Source organism: Pseudomonas sp. Marseille-Q5115 (assembly GCF_916618905.1).
Taxonomy (GTDB): Bacteria; Pseudomonadota; Gammaproteobacteria; order Pseudomonadales; family Pseudomonadaceae; genus Aquipseudomonas; species Aquipseudomonas japonica_A.
In genome coordinates this window covers 979,269-995,829 of sequence record NZ_CAKAKI010000001.1, presented here as the reverse complement: position 1 = coordinate 995,829, position 16,561 = coordinate 979,269, and the positions used below count along the sequence as shown (strand labels likewise).

Annotated in this window: 17 protein-coding genes; 2 read left to right on the top strand and 15 right to left on the bottom strand. The window is 61.9% G+C overall.

The annotated features are described in order from the left end of the window. Position 1: 1 nt before the first annotated feature. From LG385_RS04745 to fliL, 13 genes are all read right to left on the bottom strand, one after another. A complete protein-coding gene (locus LG385_RS04745; RefSeq protein WP_181112970.1) occupies positions 2–376 on the bottom strand; it encodes a chemotaxis response regulator CheY in 375 nt (124 codons plus the stop codon). 190 nt (positions 377–566) lie between these two features. Further along, complete coding sequence (fliA, locus tag LG385_RS04740) at positions 567–1,310, bottom strand: RNA polymerase sigma factor FliA (RefSeq protein WP_181122820.1); 744 nt, start codon at positions 1,308–1,310, stop codon at positions 567–569. Next, positions 1,307–2,140 (bottom strand): flagellar synthesis regulator FleN, encoded by an 834-nt coding sequence (gene fleN, locus LG385_RS04735; protein WP_181112976.1) that lies wholly within the window; start codon positions 2,138–2,140, stop codon positions 1,307–1,309. Before fleN ends, fliA begins: the two co-directional genes overlap by 4 nt. Before the next feature lie 177 nt (positions 2,141–2,317). Then, a complete protein-coding gene (gene flhF, locus LG385_RS04730) occupies positions 2,318–3,640 on the bottom strand; it encodes a flagellar biosynthesis protein FlhF (protein WP_225772794.1) in 1,323 nt (440 codons plus the stop codon). An 11-nt stretch (positions 3,641–3,651) separates the two neighbouring features. Continuing rightward, the gene (gene flhA, locus LG385_RS04725; protein ID WP_181113103.1) at positions 3,652–5,769 is read right to left on the bottom strand and encodes a flagellar biosynthesis protein FlhA; all 2,118 of its coding nucleotides are present in this window, start codon (positions 5,767–5,769) and stop codon (positions 3,652–3,654) included. A 225-nt stretch (positions 5,770–5,994) separates the two neighbouring features. Next, complete coding sequence (gene flhB / locus LG385_RS04720; protein WP_225772792.1) at positions 5,995–7,167, bottom strand: flagellar biosynthesis protein FlhB; 1,173 nt, start codon at positions 7,165–7,167, stop codon at positions 5,995–5,997. Between the two features lie 4 nt (positions 7,168–7,171). Further along, positions 7,172–7,948 (bottom strand): flagellar biosynthetic protein FliR, encoded by a 777-nt coding sequence (gene fliR / locus LG385_RS04715; RefSeq protein ID WP_225772790.1) that lies wholly within the window; start codon positions 7,946–7,948, stop codon positions 7,172–7,174. A gap of 1 nt (position 7,949) precedes the next feature. Next, the gene (fliQ, locus tag LG385_RS04710; protein WP_181112989.1) at positions 7,950–8,219 is read right to left on the bottom strand and encodes a flagellar biosynthesis protein FliQ; all 270 of its coding nucleotides are present in this window, start codon (positions 8,217–8,219) and stop codon (positions 7,950–7,952) included. A 16-nt stretch (positions 8,220–8,235) separates the two neighbouring features. Beyond that, on the bottom strand, positions 8,236–8,988 hold the full coding sequence (fliP, locus tag LG385_RS04705; protein WP_225772788.1) for a flagellar type III secretion system pore protein FliP: 753 nt from the start codon (positions 8,986–8,988) through the stop codon (positions 8,236–8,238). Further along, on the bottom strand, positions 8,988–9,437 hold the full coding sequence (fliO, locus tag LG385_RS04700; protein ID WP_181122814.1) for a flagellar biosynthetic protein FliO: 450 nt from the start codon (positions 9,435–9,437) through the stop codon (positions 8,988–8,990). The genes fliP and fliO overlap by 1 nt, the downstream gene beginning before the upstream one ends. After that, positions 9,437–9,901: a flagellar motor switch protein FliN gene (gene fliN / locus LG385_RS04695; RefSeq protein ID WP_225772786.1), complete on the bottom strand. Its 465-nt coding sequence runs from the start codon at positions 9,899–9,901 to the stop codon at positions 9,437–9,439. Before fliN ends, fliO begins: the two co-directional genes overlap by 1 nt. Before the next feature lie 38 nt (positions 9,902–9,939). Beyond that, on the bottom strand, positions 9,940–10,908 hold the full coding sequence (gene fliM, locus LG385_RS04690) for a flagellar motor switch protein FliM (RefSeq protein ID WP_181113004.1): 969 nt from the start codon (positions 10,906–10,908) through the stop codon (positions 9,940–9,942). A gap of 9 nt (positions 10,909–10,917) precedes the next feature. Continuing rightward, the gene (fliL, locus tag LG385_RS04685) at positions 10,918–11,430 is read right to left on the bottom strand and encodes a flagellar basal body-associated protein FliL (protein ID WP_225772784.1); all 513 of its coding nucleotides are present in this window, start codon (positions 11,428–11,430) and stop codon (positions 10,918–10,920) included. A 156-nt stretch (positions 11,431–11,586) separates the two neighbouring features. On the opposite strand from fliL, the gene LG385_RS04680 reads away from it, so the two are divergent. Next, the gene (locus tag LG385_RS04680) at positions 11,587–12,693 is read left to right on the top strand and encodes a dermonecrotic toxin domain-containing protein (protein ID WP_225772783.1); all 1,107 of its coding nucleotides are present in this window, start codon (positions 11,587–11,589) and stop codon (positions 12,691–12,693) included. Between the two features lie 26 nt (positions 12,694–12,719). Continuing rightward, positions 12,720–14,573: a glycosyltransferase gene (locus LG385_RS25505; RefSeq protein WP_318781419.1), complete on the top strand. Its 1,854-nt coding sequence runs from the start codon at positions 12,720–12,722 to the stop codon at positions 14,571–14,573. A gap of 113 nt (positions 14,574–14,686) precedes the next feature. On the opposite strand, the gene LG385_RS04670 is transcribed toward LG385_RS25505, so the two are convergent. Both LG385_RS04670 and LG385_RS04665 read right to left on the bottom strand, forming a co-directional pair. Then, entirely contained in the window at positions 14,687–16,126 is a 1,440-nt protein-coding gene (locus tag LG385_RS04670; RefSeq protein WP_225772781.1) for a flagellar hook-length control protein FliK, read from the bottom strand. A gap of 67 nt (positions 16,127–16,193) precedes the next feature. Continuing rightward, positions 16,194–16,544 (bottom strand): Hpt domain-containing protein, encoded by a 351-nt coding sequence (locus tag LG385_RS04665; RefSeq protein WP_225772779.1) that lies wholly within the window; start codon positions 16,542–16,544, stop codon positions 16,194–16,196. Positions 16,545–16,561 lie beyond the last annotated feature (17 nt).

The following is a 16,561-nucleotide window of genomic DNA, read 5'->3' as shown; positions in this document are numbered from 1 at the left end:
CTCAGCTGTTGACGCGCTCGAAGATTTTCTCGATCTTCTCTTTCAGCACCTGCGCGGTGAAGGGCTTGACCACATAGCCGTTGACGCCAGCCTGGGCCGCTTCGATGATTTGTTCACGCTTGGCTTCAGCGGTCACCATCAGCACTGGCAGGTGCTTGAGACGCTCATCTGCGCGCACGGTGCGCAGCAACTCGATACCGGTCATGCCCGGCATGTTCCAGTCGGTTACCAGGAAGTCGAAGGCGCCGCTTTGCAGCATGGGCAAAGCCGTATTGCCGTCGTCCGCTTCCGAGGTGTTGGTGAACCCCAGGTCGCGCAACAGGTTTTTAATGATCCGCCTCATCGTCGAAAAATCGTCAACGATCAGGATTTTCATGTTCTTGTCCAAGTAGACCTCCAAGCAGTCTCAAACGCGCCCACTCCGGGACGCGCAGTCAATCGAATCCGTTTACACCTGTACCTGCATGACTGCCTGAGCAGGCGTGGCGGGCGGTGATATCACATTGCCGCCGCACCGTTCCAGCACTCTCTGAAAAATTTGCGGGCCAGCCCCCGGGCCAGCGATGTCAGCGGGCGCGCCAGTCACCCAGGCGGCTGCGCAAACGCGCCGCGCACTGGCTATGCAACTGGCTCACACGAGACTCGCTCACCCCCAGTACTTCACCGATTTCCTTGAGGTTCAGTTCCTCGTCGTAATACAGCGACAGCACCAGGCGCTCCCGCTCGGGCAAGTTGGCAATGGCGTCAGCCAGTGCGCCCTGGAAGCGCTCGTCCTCCAGCCCGCGCGCGGGTTCGCCGCTGTGGCTGGCGCCGCCCTCGTGCAGGCCTTCATGCTCGCCGTCCTGCAACAGGTCGTCGAAACTGTACAGCCGGCTGCCCAAGGTATCGTTCAGCATCGAGTAATATTCCTCGATGCTGACCTTGAGTTCGGCAGCAACCTCGTGATCTTTAGCCTCACGACCGGTACGCGCTTCAATTTTGCGAATCGCGTCGCTCACGGTGCGGCTGTTGCGGTGGACGGAGCGCGGTGCCCAGTCGCCTTTGCGCACTTCGTCGAGCATCGCGCCGCGGATGCGGATACCGGCATAGGTCTCGAAACTCGCGCCCTTGCTGGAGTCGTACTTGTTGGCCACCTCGAGCAGGCCGATCATGCCGGCCTGGATGAGGTCTTCGACCTGTACGCTCGCGGGCAATCGCGCCAGCAGGTGATAGGCAATGCGCTTGACCAGAGGCGCATAGCGCTCGATCAGCTCATGCTGCTGCGACTGCCGAGAGGCGTTGTTGTACATCCGGTATCCACTGGCGCTCATGAGACAGGCCCCGCACTGGTTTGCTGTACCAAACGTTCGACGAAGAATTCCAGGTGCCCCCGCGGGTTGGCGGGCAGCGGCCAGGTATCGACTTTCTGAGCGATGGCCTTGAAGGCCAGCGCGCATTTCGAGCGCGGGAACGCTTCATATACGGCCCGCTGTTTCTGTACGGCCTTGCGCACGGTTTCGTCGTACGGCACCGCGCCTACGTATTGGAGCGCTACATCAAGGAAACGATCGGTTACCTTGGTGAGCTTGGCGAACAGGTTGCGCCCTTCCTGCGGGCTCTGGGCCATGTTGGCCAGCACGCGGAAGCGGTTCATGCCGTAGTCGCGGTTCAGCAGTTTGATCAAGGCGTAGGCATCGGTGATGGAAGTGGGCTCATCGCACACCACCAGCAGCACTTCCTGGGCGGCGCGCACGAAGCTCACTACCGAGTCGCCGATACCGGCCGCGGTGTCGATCACCAGTACGTCCAGGTTATCGCCGATCTCGCTGAAGGCCTGGATGAGGCCGGCGTGTTGCGCCGGGGTCAGATGGACCATGCTCTGGGTACCCGAGGCCGCCGGTACGATGCGTACCCCGCCCGGCCCCTGCAAGAGCACATCGCGCAGGTCGCAACGGCCCTCGATCACATCGGCGAGCGTGCGCTTGGGCGTGAGCCCCAGCAACACGTCGACGTTGGCCAGGCCAAGGTCGGCGTCCAGCAGCATCACCCGCCGGCCGAGTTCGGCCAGTGCCAGCGATAGGTTCACTGACACGTTTGTCTTCCCGACGCCGCCCTTGCCGCCGGTCACCGCGATCACCTGTACGGGATGCATGCTGCCCATTCGTTCTTTACCCTGTCACTGAGACGCTGGCTGCACCACGGCCCGCTTCGCCATCGAACAAGCCATTCGGCGAGCTGGCACAGCGTGTGGTGAAGGTAGGTTCCAAGCCAAACAGCGGCCTTTCGGACCCGCTGTCGCGCAACCAATTGCGCATGCATTCATTCATGTTCATTCCCCTCAGCCCGCACGTTTGCTGGGGCTGTGGTAGAGGTCAGCGAACATATCGGCCATGGCCTCTTCGCTGGGCTCTTCCTGCATTTGTACGCTCACCGCGCGGCTGACCAACTGATGCTTGCGGGGCAAATGAAGGTCATCCGGAATACGCGGGCCATCGGTAAGGTAGGCCACCGGCAGCTCGTGGCTGATCGCCAGGCTCAATACCTCGCCGAGGCTCGCCGTTTCGTCGAGCTTGGTGAGGATACAGCCTGCGAGGCCGCAACGCTTGTAACTATGGTAGGCCGCGGTCAAAACCTGCTTCTGGCTGGTGGTTGCCAGCACAAGGTAGTTGCGCGCGCGGATGCCCCGCCCGGCCAGGCTTTCGAGCTGTAGCTTGAGTGCCGGGTCGCTGGCTTGCAGGCCAGCGGTATCGATCAATACCACGCGTTTGCGCAGCAGCGGTTCCAGCGCCTGTGCCAGGGACTGGCCCGGATCGACGTGGGTAACCGGCACGTTGAGAATACGGCCGAGGGTTTTAAGTTGCTCCTGGGCGCCAATGCGGAAACTGTCCATGCTTACCAATGCTATATTTTGCGCGCCGTATTTAAGCACATATCGCGCGGCAAGCTTGGCCAGCGTAGTGGTTTTCCCCATGCCGGCCGGCCCGACCATGGCAATCACTCCGCCCTCTTCAAGCGGTTCGGCCTCGGGTGTGGAGATCATCCGGGCCAGGTGGGCCAGCAGCATGCGCCAGGCGTGACGCGGCTCGGCGATATCTTCGACCTGGCCAAGCAGGTCGCGCGCCAGCGGGCCGGAAAGGCCGATGCGTTGCAGCTTGCGCCACAGCGTAGCCTGCTCGGGGCGGGTACCTTGTAATTGGGTCCAGGCCAGCGAGCCCAGCTGCACTTCAAGCAGCTCGCGCAGGCCGGACAGCTCCGAGCGCATGGAATCGAACAGGCGCTGGTCCACCGCCGCAGGCGCAGGGGCTGGTGGCGCCGGCGGGCGCGGCGCTTCGCTGACGGTAGGTTCGATCAGCGGCTCGGGCGCGGTCAGGGGCAGGCCGGCGAACAGCTGGCGGTTGATCACGCCATCGCTGTTGCTGCGGGTGTCCAGCTCGGCCTGTGCCGAAACAATACGCGACTGGGTCTTACGCAGCTCGTCTTCGAGCTCGATGTTGGGCACGCGTGGCGCCAGGGCCGAGAGCTTGTAATCCAGCGCAGCGGTAAGCTCGACGCCGCCAGCGATCCGGCGGTTGCCGATGATCGCGGCGTCAGCGCCCAGCTCGTCACGCACCAGTTTCATGGCTTGACGCATATCCGCGGCGAAAAAACGCTTCACTTGCATATCCCGCTACCTCAGCCGTTGGGCCCTACTGTCGCAACGATCGTAACTTGCTTGTTATCCGGTATTTCCTGGTACGCCAGCACATGCAGGTTCGGCACCGCCAGGCGACCGAAACGCGAGAGCATCGTGCGTATCGGGCCGGCCACCAGCAGGATCGCCGGTTGGCCTTGCATTTCCTGACGCTGAGCCGCTTCGATCAAGGACCGCTGCAGCCGCTCCGCCATGCTCGGTTCCAGCAAAACGCCTTCTTCCTGACCCTGGCCAGCCTTGTGAATACTATTGAGCAATATCTGTTCCAACTTTGGTTCCAGAGTGATCACAGGCAGCTGAGACTCAGTCCCCACAATGCTTTGCACGATTGCACGCGACAGGCCGGCCCGCACAGCGGCCACAAGCGCGGCGGTATCTTGACTCCGCACACCGCTGTTGGCGATGGCTTCGGCGATGCTTCGAATGTCCCGCACGGGCACCTGTTCGGCGAGCAGCGCCTGCAACACTTTCAGTAAAGCAGACAAGCTGATAAGGCCTGGGACCAATTCCTCGGCCAGTTTCGGCGAGCCCTTGGCCAGTACCTGCAGCAGTTGCTGGACTTCTTCATGGCCGATCAACTCATGGGCATGCTTCTGGAGGATCTGGTTAAGGTGGGTGGCGACCACCGTACTGGCGTCCACCACGGTGTAGCCGAGGGACTGTGCCTGGCTGCGCGCACTGATCTCGATCCACACGGCTTCGAGGCCAAACGCCGGATCCCGCGCCTGAATCCCGTTGAGCGAGCCAAATACTTGACCAGGGTTGATGGCCAGCTCGCGGTCCGGATAGATCTCTGCCTCGGCGAGGATCACTCCCATCAGCGTCAAACGGTACGCGCTGGGCGCAAGGTCAAGGTTGTCGCGGATGTGCACGGTAGGCATCAGAAAGCCCAGATCCTGGGACAGCTTCTTGCGTACACCCTTGATCCGCGCCAGCAATTGGCCGCCCTGGTTGCGGTCCACCAGCGGAATCAACCGGTAGCCCACTTCCAGGCCGATCATGTCGATGGGGGTAACGTCATCCCAACCTAGCTCTTTGGTTTCCTGCGACCGCTGTGGCGACGGCAGCAGCTCCTGCTGGCGCTGCACTTCGGCGGCAGCTTCGATCTTCACCTGGTTCTTTTTCTTCCACAGCAGGTAAGCACCGCCACCGGCGGCGCCGGCCAGCGACAGAAACGCAATGTGCGGCATGCCGGGGATTAGCCCCATCACCGCCATCAAGCCTGCGGACACGCCCAACGCCTTGGGCGAATCGAACATCTGGCGGCTGATCTGCTTACCCATCTCTTCGGAGCCTGAGGCCCGAGTCACCATGATCGCGGCGGCAGTGGACAGCAGCAAAGAGGGCAACTGGGCTACCAGGCCGTCACCGATCGTGAGCAAGGCGTAGGTTGTGCCTGCATCGGCGAACGTCAGCCCGTGCTGCAGGATACCAACCGCCATGCCCCCGATAAGGTTGATGAACAGAATCAACAGGCCGGCGATGGCATCACCGCGCACAAACTTGCTGGCACCGTCCATCGAACCGTAGAACTCAGCCTCCTGGGCAACCTCGGTGCGGCGATGCTTCGCGGCTGCCTGGTCGATCAGGCCAGCGTTGAGGTCGGCGTCGATGGCCATCTGTTTGCCGGGCATCGCGTCCAGGGTAAACCTGGCGCTCACTTCGGAGATCCGCCCGGCACCCTTGGTGACCACCACGAAGTTGATGATCATCAAGATGGCGAACACCACGCCACCTACCACGTAGTTACCGCCGATCACGACTTCACCGAACGCCTGGATCACCTTACCCGCCGCCTGGTGCCCCTCGTGGCCGTGGAGCATTACCACGCGCGTGGAGGCTACGTTCAATGCCAGCCGCAACAAGGTGGCAACCAGGAGAATGGTCGGGAACACGGCAAAGTCCAGCGGCCGCAGGGCGTACACACTGACCAGCAGCACCACGATAGACAGCGCGATGTTGAACGTAAAAAACACGTCGAGCAGGAACGGCGGCACCGGCAACATCATCATTGCCAGCATCACAAGCAGAAGCAACGGCACACCCAGGTTGCCTTGGGTCAAGCTTCGTGCGTTGCTGAGTAACTGAGTCCGATCCACCGCCATCTATGATTCCCCACAAACTTTTGACGCTCATGCGTTCTAAATTGGGGTAGTGCAAGAAGCTCTCCAGTTTTGGCACTTCCTGCCGAGGAGCGTTCAATGGCTGCGCGACGACTGGTCTGGTAGGACCGGGTCGAAGCCGGAGGCGGAGCCCGGAAACCGCAGCATCTGCACTCCAGGTCGGTTCGGGAGCTCTGCCCCCTCCTACATTTCGCTTATGAATCAGGAAGATTTGGGTGGCGCTGGCGGTGGCTCGCCGCTTTCGTCGCGCCGCAGGTCTTCGGGGATGGGCATGTCCTTGGGCGGCTGGGGACGCTGGCCGGAACCAGGGCGGTATTGGCGCAGCTGGTACACGTACGCCAGCACCTGGGCCACAGCCAGATAAAGGCCGGCTGGGATTTGCTGGTCCAGCTCGGTCGAGTAGTAGATGGACCGGGCCAGGGCTGGCGATTCCATGATCTGCACCTCGTGGGCCACACCAATCTCACGGATTTTCAACGCCAGCATGTCTACACCCTTGGCCAGCAGCATAGGCGCGCCCCCGCTATCGGCGTCGTACTTGAGCGCGACGGCAAAGTGGGTGGGGTTGGTGATGATCACGTCGGCCTGGGGAATGTTGGTCATCATCCGGCGTTGGGACATCTCGCGCTGCATCTGCCGTATGCGCCCTTTCACTTCCGGTCGCCCTTCGGCATCCTTGTACTCGTCCTTGACCTCCTGCTTGGTCATCTTGAGTTTTTCCTTGCCCTGATACAGCTGCAGGGGTACATCGATGCCTGCAATGATCAGCAGCCCCAGGGCCATGTACAACGCGCTCCAGCCCACCACTTGAATGGAGTGGGCGATGGCTTGTTCAAGCGGCTCATGGGCGATCGCCAGCAGTTCGGGCGTGTCACGCTTGAGTACCCACACGGCCACCGCCATAGTGATGGCGAACTTGCCAAGCGCTTTGAGCAGCTCGCTCAAGGCATGTTTGGAGAACATGCGCTTGAGCCCGCTGGCGGGGTTCATGCGGCTGAACTTGGGCGCCATGGAGCCGGCCGCGAACAACCAGCCGCCCAGGCAGATAGGGCCAATGATGGCGGCCAGCACCAGGATGATCAGGATCGGCTGCACGCCCTGAAGCGCCATCTTGCCGGAGCTGAACAGAAACAGCGCCATCTGGTTGGTGTCGGTGAGTACCTCGCGGCGGAGGGTAAAGTTGTACTTCATGATGGCCATGAGCGCCTCGGCCAGCGCGCCGCCGAAAGCGAGCACGGCGCCGGTGCCGGCCAGCATCACGACAAAGGTGTTGAGCTCCTTGGAACGGGTAATCTCACCCTTTTCCCTGGAGTCCTTCTTTCGCTTCTCTGTGGGGTCTTCTGTCTTGTCGGCGCCGCTTTCGCTCTCTGCCACGGGCTCACCTCACCTCGGTCAGTGCACGCAGCCAGCGCAAGGCTTCCATCGCCAGCGGCTGGTACTGGTTAAGTATGTCGGCCATGTTGATCCACAGAATAACCATCCCCAGCACCAGCGTCATGGGCATGCCGACGGAGAAGATGTTCAGCTGTGGCGCCGCGCGGGTCATGATGCCCAGGGCGATGTTCACCACCAGCAAGGCGGTAACGGCCGGTAGCACCAGCAGAAGCGAGGCGCCCAGCACCCAGCCGACGCGGGTAACCAGGTCCCAGAACTGCGCGGTAACCAATGCATTGCCTACCGGCAACGTGGTGAAGCTGTCGGTCAACACCTCGAACACCACCAGGTGGCCGTTCATGGTGAGGAACAGCAATGTCACCAACATGTTGAAGAACTGGCTTACCACGGCCACGTTCACGCCGTTGGTGGGGTCTACCATGGACGCGAACGCCATGCCCATCTGGATAGCGACGATTTGCCCGGCGATCACGAAGGCCTGAAACAGCATGTGAATAGACAGGCCCATCAGCGCCCCCACGATGATCTGCTCGGCCACTAGCAGCAGGCCGCTCAGGTCGAGTGCATGCACTTCTGGCATGGCCGGCAGGCCGGGCACGATCACCACGGTGATTGCCACCGAGAAATACAGCCGGATCCGGGTAGACACCATGTTGCCGCCGAACAGCGGCATGGTCATCAACAGCCCCGCCACACGGAACAATGGAATGATGAAGCTGGCGACCCAGGTGCCGATCTGGGTATCAGTGAGCTGCAGCATGCTAGCCGATCAACCCGGGAATGCTGCTGTAGAGGGTGGTGATGTAGTCCATGAACTCCCGCACGATCCACGGGCCCAGCACGATCAGCGTGACCAGCATCATCAGCATGCGCGGCAGGAAGCTCAGGGTTTGTTCGTTGATCTGCGTGGCCGCCTGGAACATGGCGATCACCAAGCCTATCAACAGGCTGGGCAATACCAGGATCGCCACCATGAGGGTGGTCAACCAAAGGGCTTCACGGAACAGGTCTGTGGCGATTTCCGGGGTCATGGCGCCCTCCTCTGAGTCAAACGCCGCCGAAGCTGCCGGCGAGTGTACCGATGATCAACGCCCAGCCATCCACTAGCACGAAGAGCATGATCTTGAACGGCAGGGAGATGATCAGGGGCGACAACATCATCATCCCCATGGCCATCAGTACGCTGGCTACCACCAGGTCGATGATCAGGAACGGGATGAAAATCATGAAGCCGATCTGGAAGGCGGTCTTGAGTTCGGAACACACGAACGCAGGCACCAGGATGGTAAGGGGGGCCTGATCGGCGCTGGGTATATCGGTGCGCCGGGACAAGCGCATGAACAGGTCCAGGTCGCTCTGCCGGGTTTGCGCCAGCATAAAGTCCTTCACCGGCACTTCAGCCCTGGCCAGGGCATCCTGAGCGCTCATCTGCTCCGCCAGGTACGGTTGCAAAGCGTCGTTGTTCACCCGATCGAACACCGGGGCCATGATGAACATAGTGAGGAACAACGCCATGCCGGTCAGCAACTGGTTGGACGGCGTTTGCTGCAGCCCCAGCGCCTGACGCAGGATCGAGAACACGATGATGATCCGTGTGAAGCTGGTCATCAGCATCACGAACGCCGGGATGAAACTCAGCGCCGTCATGATCGCGAGGATCTGCAGGCTTACCGAGTATTCCTGCTGCCCGTTGGCGCCAGTCGTCATGGTAATTGCCGGCAACGACAGCGGGTCCGCCGCCAGCACCGATGGGGCGAAGAGCACCCCGCAAAGCGGAATCAGCCAGCGCAGGGTGCGCATCACTTCCTATCCTTATGGTCCTTGCCAAGCAGTTCCATGAGCCGCTGGGCGAATTCAGGCGTCGTTGCCTCACCGGGTTGTGGGGTTTCAACAGGATGTTGCAGCACGTGCAGCGGCGTGATGCGGCCCGGGGAAAGCCCCAGCAGGATCTGCTCCCGGCCCACCTGCACCAGCACCAGCCGGTCGCGCGGGCCAAGGGCGCGGGCCCCGAGCAATTCGATCACTTGGCCATTGCGCGGGCCCATGGGTTGCAGCCTGCGCAATAGCCAGGCCAGCCCCAGGATCACCGCCACTACGGCCAACAGGCCCAAGGCGGTTTGCCCGAGCTGGGCAGCCATGCCGGAACTGGCGCCCACCGCCGTGGTGGATGCCGACGCCGCCGGTGCGGCAGGCTCTGCGGCAAAAGCCACTAACGGCAGGCTGAGCAGCCCGGCCAGCAGGGCCCTCATCAGCGAAGCTTCTTGATACGTTCGGCAGGGCTGATCACGTCGGTGAGGCGGATGCCGAACTTCTCGTTCACTACCACCACTTCACCGTGGGCAATCAAGGTGCCGTTGACCAGTACGTCCAGCGGCTCGCCGGCAAGACGATCCAGCTCGATCACCGACCCCTGGTTGAGCTGCAGCAGGTTGCGGATGTTGATTTCAGTGCTGCCCACTTCCATGGAGATGGTCACCGGGATGTCCAGGATCACATCCAGGTTAGGGCCTTCCATGCCGTGCGTCTCGGAAGGCTTGGGCGAAGAACCGAACTCTTCCATCGGCAGCCGGGTGCCCGCCGGCCGCGCTGCGGTATCCGCCTGCAACAAGGCATCGATGTCGCTTTGCCCGCCGTCGCCCGATTCGTTCAGTGCCGCGGCCCACTCATCGGCCAGCGCCTGGTCATCGACGGAAGTATCTTTGTCATCAGCCATTGTAAGTCCTCAATCTGTTCAGGATCGGCGCGCGCGAATCAGCGGCGCTCGATCGGTGTAGTGATCTGCAACGAGAGCGTGCCTTTGTGCGAGCCCAGGCGGGCCTTGAACGAAGGCACCCCGTTGGCACGCATCACGAGCTCCTCTGGCAACTCCACGGGGATCACATCGCCGGGCTGCATATGGAGAATGTCTCGCAGCTTGAGCTGTCGGCGGGCGACGGTCGCCGACAACGGCACCGACACGTCGAGCACGTCTTCGCGCAAGGCTTTTATCCAGCGCTCGTCCTGATCGTCCAGGTCGGACTGGAAGCCAGCGTCGAGCATCTCGCGCACGGGCTCGACCATCGAATACGGCATGGCCACGTGCAGGTCGCCGCCGCCGCCATCCATTTCCACATGGAACGTGGAAACCACTACGGCTTCGCTGGGGCCCACGATGTTGGCCATGGCAGGGTTGACTTCCGACTGGATGAACTCGAAGTTCACATCCATCACCGCGTGCCAGGCTTCCTTGAGGTCCACGAAGGCCTGGTCCAGCACCATGCGCACCACGCGCAACTCCGTAGGCGTGAACTCCCGGCCCTCGATCTTGGCATGGCGGCCATCGCCGCCGAAGAAGTTATCCACCAGCTTGAACACCAGGCGGGCGTCCAGGATGAACAATGCAGTGCCACGCAACGGCTTGACCTTCACCAGGTTCAGGCTGGTCGGCACATAGAGCGAGTGAATGTACTCGCCGAATTTCATTACCTGCACGCCACCTACTGCCACGTCGGCGGAGCGGCGCAGCAGGTTGAACATGCTTACGCGGGTATAACGGGCAAAACGCTCGTTGATCATTTCAAGGGTGGGCATGCGCCCGCGCACGATCCGGTCCTGGGTGGTCAGGTCGTAGCTTTTGACGCTACCGGGCTCGACCATGGTTTCGGTCTGCACCAGCCCATCGTCCACGCCGTGCAGCAGCGCGTCGATCTCGTCCTGTGACAACAGGTCCTGCATGGCCATGAGGGTTTCCTATTGCAATACGAAATTGGTGAACAACAGTTGATCCACAACCAGCTTGCCAACCTCTTTCTGGGCCACTTCCTGAACGCTGACAGTGGCTTTCTGGCGGAGCATTTCTATCCCCACCGGGCTTGCCAGCGTGGAGAAATCCTGGCCGGAGAGCAACATCACCAGGTTATTGCGGATGACCGGCAAATGCACCTTGAGCGCGTCCAGCGCGGCCTGATCGTGGGTCAGCAGGGTGATACTCACCTGCAGGTACCGCTGTCTGCCGTTCTGGTTGAGGTTGACCACGAACGCGGGCGAGAGGGGTTCGTAGATCGCCACAGGTTTGACGGCCTCGGCAGTAGCCTCGGGTGTTTTCTCATCCTTGTTGTTCTGGGACTTGTGCATGAAGTACCAGGTTCCACCCACCGACGCTCCGATCGCAAGCAGCAGCGCTATCACGATGATCAGTATGAACTTGAGCTTGCCCTTTTTCTTCTCGGGGGCCGCGCCTGCGTCTTCGTCTTTCTTAGCCATGCCAATAATCCGTCGCGATAAGGGGTTACACCAGCTATCCAGTGGGCTTCAGCAAGTGTTATGCCATGTTGCGCCTCGGCCCGATTGCGTTATTCACCACCAGCGCCTGCAGGGCTGGCTTCAAAGTCGCGCGCTTTGTGCCAACAGAGGCTGACCATGAAACCTGTAACCCATACTCGCCACCTCGTCGAGCTACTGGAGCTTAACGATCGGTGGCTGGCCGATTACCCGGACCTCAGTGCTGCCGCAGAAGCCGAAGCCCGGCGCTTGCTGACACTGCACGGGCTTGCTGATCAGGATGTGCAACACGTGTACTGGCACCGCTTTGACAACGCGCAGTCCAGCCCGAGGGCCTTCAGTGGCTGGGTTCACAGTGGGCCGCCCGTGAAAAGCCTGAGCTTGCCACAACTGGTGCTGCAACGGTTCCCGTCGGCGGACCAGGACCGGATGGATCAACTGGACATGATGAGCGGCTTCTATATCGTTAGCGCCGAGGCGGGGCACTACGACGAACATCACGAGCTTCGGCTACTGCCCAGCCAGCTTGGCGCCGATTTCTGGCAGGCCGCTTTCGCCGACACGTATCAAGCTCGCCTGCGGGATTTCTGGCGTACACGAACCTCGGACTTTATTGCCCTGAGCCGCTCCAGCACGCTGGTAGCCATGGATCAGGCGCGGCAGCAAGGCACCCTGAGCGATGCTCAGTTGATTACCCTGCGACAGGCCTTCGCCAACGGCCTGAGCGAAGACCTCTCGACCGCTGCCCTGGCAGCGGAACGGCCGGTGGGCGCGGGTTTGGAAGTAACCGGCGTGAGCCTGCGGGCAACCCATTCCCGTGACCTTTTGCGCGTGCTGGAGCCCGAGGGCGCGCAATACCTGTACATGCCCAATGGGGCGAACGTTGTTCAACGCTTCGAGGATGCAGAAGCACTGGAGACATGGCTGCAACGCTACGCCGCCACGCCGCAAGGGTTGGCGGAATTGCAATCGCACTTCGATCCGGACGACGAACGCGCACGAGCGTTGCTGGCTCAACTCGCCAAGGGAAGCCTGGCACCCGGGTGGCTAGGTGGCGAAGCACTACCGCAACCAAAGATCCGTTTGCCTGGCTGGCCGAGCGCGCCGCCGCTGAAATGTACCGGCACGCCGACCTTGCCCTTATCAGCAATCACCGCCTGCGCAAGGAGGCCGCCGTTGCGTTCCTGTCTACCTTCGCGCAGCTGGCTACCCAGCTGGCGCTTCTCGGATGGCCAATTGCACTAAGCGCTGTAGCAAGCGCCAGCACGGCGATGGGGCTGGACATCGACAAGGCCATCGAAGCCCGATCACCCGCTGAGCGCAAGGCAGCGATCGGCGCCGCCATTGCTGAAGGGGTCACAGCACTCTTCAACCTGCCGTTGCTAAGCGCCAGCCCTGTGAACGACTTGCCGTGGGAGGTGCTCGAGGATGAGCCGCTTGTGGTGCCCAGGCCCCCTGCCTTGCCGCCTTCGCCGGTTTCGCGGTGGCCGCTCAACACGCGGGGAATGATCGAGCAGACCGACTTCGAACTGGTGTTTGCCGTACAGGAAGTGGAGAGACACAGTGCCGCCGCCGGCAGCGAGCCGGCTTTAGCGGCGACCCGACGTTTTACGCGGTTGCCACGGATGATAGAGGGCGCCTGTGTGCGCGTGTTCGGCAACGCCGAGGGGGCGTTGTCCTTTGCCAAGGCGCACTTTGATGGGCCGTTTCAACTGTTCCGTATCCAGGCGCAGGGAATCAGGGTCGCATCGCTGCGCTTGAACCTGCGCCTGAACCGAGTGAACACGTTGGCGCTTCTCGGGCAGGAAGACCGGCTGTTGACGCCTGAAGAACTAGGCGATTTCGCCGAAGGCGCCTGGCTCGACCATGAAGCCCACGTCGCGATGACAGACCTTTCGCCGGCGCGGCTGCGGCTGCTTTCGCCTTTCACACGGGAGCCCTGGGCCCCACCGGCCCTACGGGTATTGCGAGGGGTGCATTGCCAGCTGCTAGGGCGCGGTGTGGCCTCCAGCTACCTGATCACCGTGGAGGATGCCTTGCGGGTAGTGCGCTTCGACCCGCTGAACGACTGCTGGCGTAGCACTACTGGCACCGGCTTTCGCTACAACGCGGCGGCCGATATGTTCGAGCCGTCGAGTGCCCACCCCGCGATCCAGCCAAGCGCGCAGGAGATCGAAGCGGCAACGGCGGAACTGGGCATGCCGGCAAACTATCCCTGGCGCATCCCGCCAGTGCCCAGGCAAGGCCGGGTACCGCTGCCACGAAACATCCACAGCGTGTGGCTTGGCCGGCGGCTACCGGATCACTTCGTGAACAACGTGATTGCCAATGCCGCGCTGGCCGCCGAGGGCACCGCTCCGTTCGACTATCACCTGTATCTGAGCATCGAGGACCCACTGGATCAGGCCCTTACGCTGACTGACCTCGCTACCGCCCCGACCAATCTGCACATTCACTTGCTGGAAGATACGCCGTTTTTCCGAGCCTTCAGGCAAACGCCTTATTATGCGCAATACAAGGCGGCAACCGAGGGCAGCGGCATCAATTACGCCAGTGCGGCGGACGTGCTGCGGTATCAACTGCTGGACTACCACGGCGGGTTGTACATGGACATCGACGATACGCTCTACGGCAGTATCGAAAGCGGCGGCCATTTTAGCGACCTGGACTGGTCGATCGCCCCCGGGCGGCTGATGCTCAACGGCCTGGTCAACGAGTCCCGGCTAGGCCTGCACTGCAAGTTCAACACGAGCAATTTCGCGGCGCTGCCGGACACCCCCGTACTGAAGGCAATCTCTCAGGAAAGCCACCAGCGCTTTCTGGCAAACCGGGACCTGTACTTCCATCGCCCCTACGAAAACACCGATAGCCGGGACACCGTGACGGCGTACGTTCGCCGCATCAGCCATGTGACGGGCCCGGGGGTATTCAATGATGTGTTGATGCGAGACGTGCCGGAGCTTCGACAGTTTCGTGCGGTAACCCGGATCGCCACCGAGTTGTCGATCCCTCCCTCCGAACTCACGGCGCTTTACCGGGAAATACGCCAGCACGCCCGCGAGTATTCACCGTTGGCCTGGCGTATCCACATCGGCTCCACCTCCAGCTGGCTGCATACCAGGTGAGGGAGCCTCAGTATCGGTAGGAGCAGGCGCCAGCCTGCGAACCTTCTGCAATACGCGCAATGTGGATGGGAGCAAGGGGTCGGCACTGCAAACAATGCCCTCCCCTACCCTTATCAGGCGTAGTAATCCACCAGGCTGCTGCCCACCACCGACTGGGCGGCAGCCGATTCGGCAACGGCGGAGACCTCCACATCGCCCTCTACCCCACCGCTACGGCCCGAGCCGCTGCGCGTGCCCTGGCCTGCCTGGGCGTGTGCCTGTTGCTGTTGCTGTTGCTGTTGCTGTTGCTGTTGCCGCGACTGGTCGGACACGTTTACATCAACCTGCGTCAGCCCCTGTTGCGCCAGCATGTCGCGCAGGCGGCCTTGCTGGCTTTCCAACGCATCGCGAACGCCCACATGAGCACTCTGGAAGGTGATCTGGGTCTGATCAGCGGTGACATCCACGCGAATATCCAGGCGGCCCAGCTCCAGCGGGTGCAGCTGGATATCCGCCGACTTCAGGTTCTGGCTGGACAGGTACATCACCCGGTTCACCAACCCTTCGCTCCAGCCATTCTGCTGCATGTTCAGTGGCTGCGCCGGCGGCGTGGCGGTAGTCGCCGCCTTGCCACCCACGGCCTGGTTCAACTGGTTCAAACGGCTGGTGAGGTCTTCGGCGCGGCCGCTTGTGCCCCCGGCGCCATCCTTGATATCGCCAATCGCACCGATGCCGTCCTCACCCTCCTTGCCAACGCCCAGGCCATCGGTGGCTTTCTGCTGTTCCAGCATCGCCCCCATCCCTTGAGCGAAGGTGTCGCCGCTCGCCGTGTCAGTGGTTTGCTGCGCGGCGGTGTTCTCCGCCTGCGCATGAACAGAGGTCGTACCCTGCGCCTTGGCCGTGTGTTCCAGTGCCATTCGCACCATCGGCAGGTCCGCAAGGGGATCAGCCGCAGGGTCGAACGCGTCATCGGCCGACGGGGCCCGGGCCTGATTGGCGGCTTGCAACTGCGCAGGGTCTACTACCGGCTGAGGCGCCAGCGCAGGATCCGCTGGCACAGCCGCAGGCGCAGCGGCGGTCGGGTCCGCCACGGGCGTGGCCGGCAGCGCAGTCCCGTCAACAACATCGGTTGTCTCGTCTGCCTGATCGTCCACCGACGCATCGGCTACCTTGGCCTCGTCCGAAACCTCATCGGCTTTCACCGCATCGGTATCGTTCGCTTGATCAGCCTTGGCGGATTTGTCCGCCTTGTTCGAGCGGTCGGCCTTGTCCGCCTTGGCCGGCGACGGTTTGCCGTCAGCGGCAACCGCCGGTTTATCGTCTTTTGCCTTGCTGGTGAATGCTGCTTTTTTGTCGCTTGCCGCGAAGTGCTCGCTGGAGCGAGCGCTAGCATTGGCAGCCGCTTTATGCGGAACGGCCTGATGCTCTTTGGCATAGACCTCCGCGAAGCTGGAAGCCCCGTCCTTGGTGGCGTCAGCGACCTTGGTCACCGAGCTGAGAGCATTAGCCTGGACCTTGCCGGTACTACCGACAGAGGTGCCGATTTGCAGGAGTGGGTTTGAAGCGACAGCCATGACAGCGACCCCGCGCAGTGGGTGGGTAAACGGATATCAGGCTAAAAGCAAAAGGTGGGCCAACTTTTCAAGGCAGCGGTGAACGGTCGAGGATGGCGAGGAAACCCTCTCGGATCGCAGTGAATTCCACCGTGATCTTCGCTTGCAAGTCGGCCACCACGTGGGTGGGCGCCTCGACCGGCAGATGTTCCAGCTCCCCACACAATTGCGCAAGGTGCACGGCCCCCATGTTGCAGCTGCTGCCCTTGAAACTGTGCGCGGCGTCGCGCAGGGCGCGGGCGTCGGTGGCCGCCAGCAACTGTGCCAGCCGGTGTTCCGAATCCGTGAGATAGGTGTGGACCAACACAGGAAATTGATCCTCTCCCATGATGTCCCTTAGCGTTGCAAGTACATCAGGGTCCAGATGGGCTGTGGTCACATTGTCCTCCTTGAACG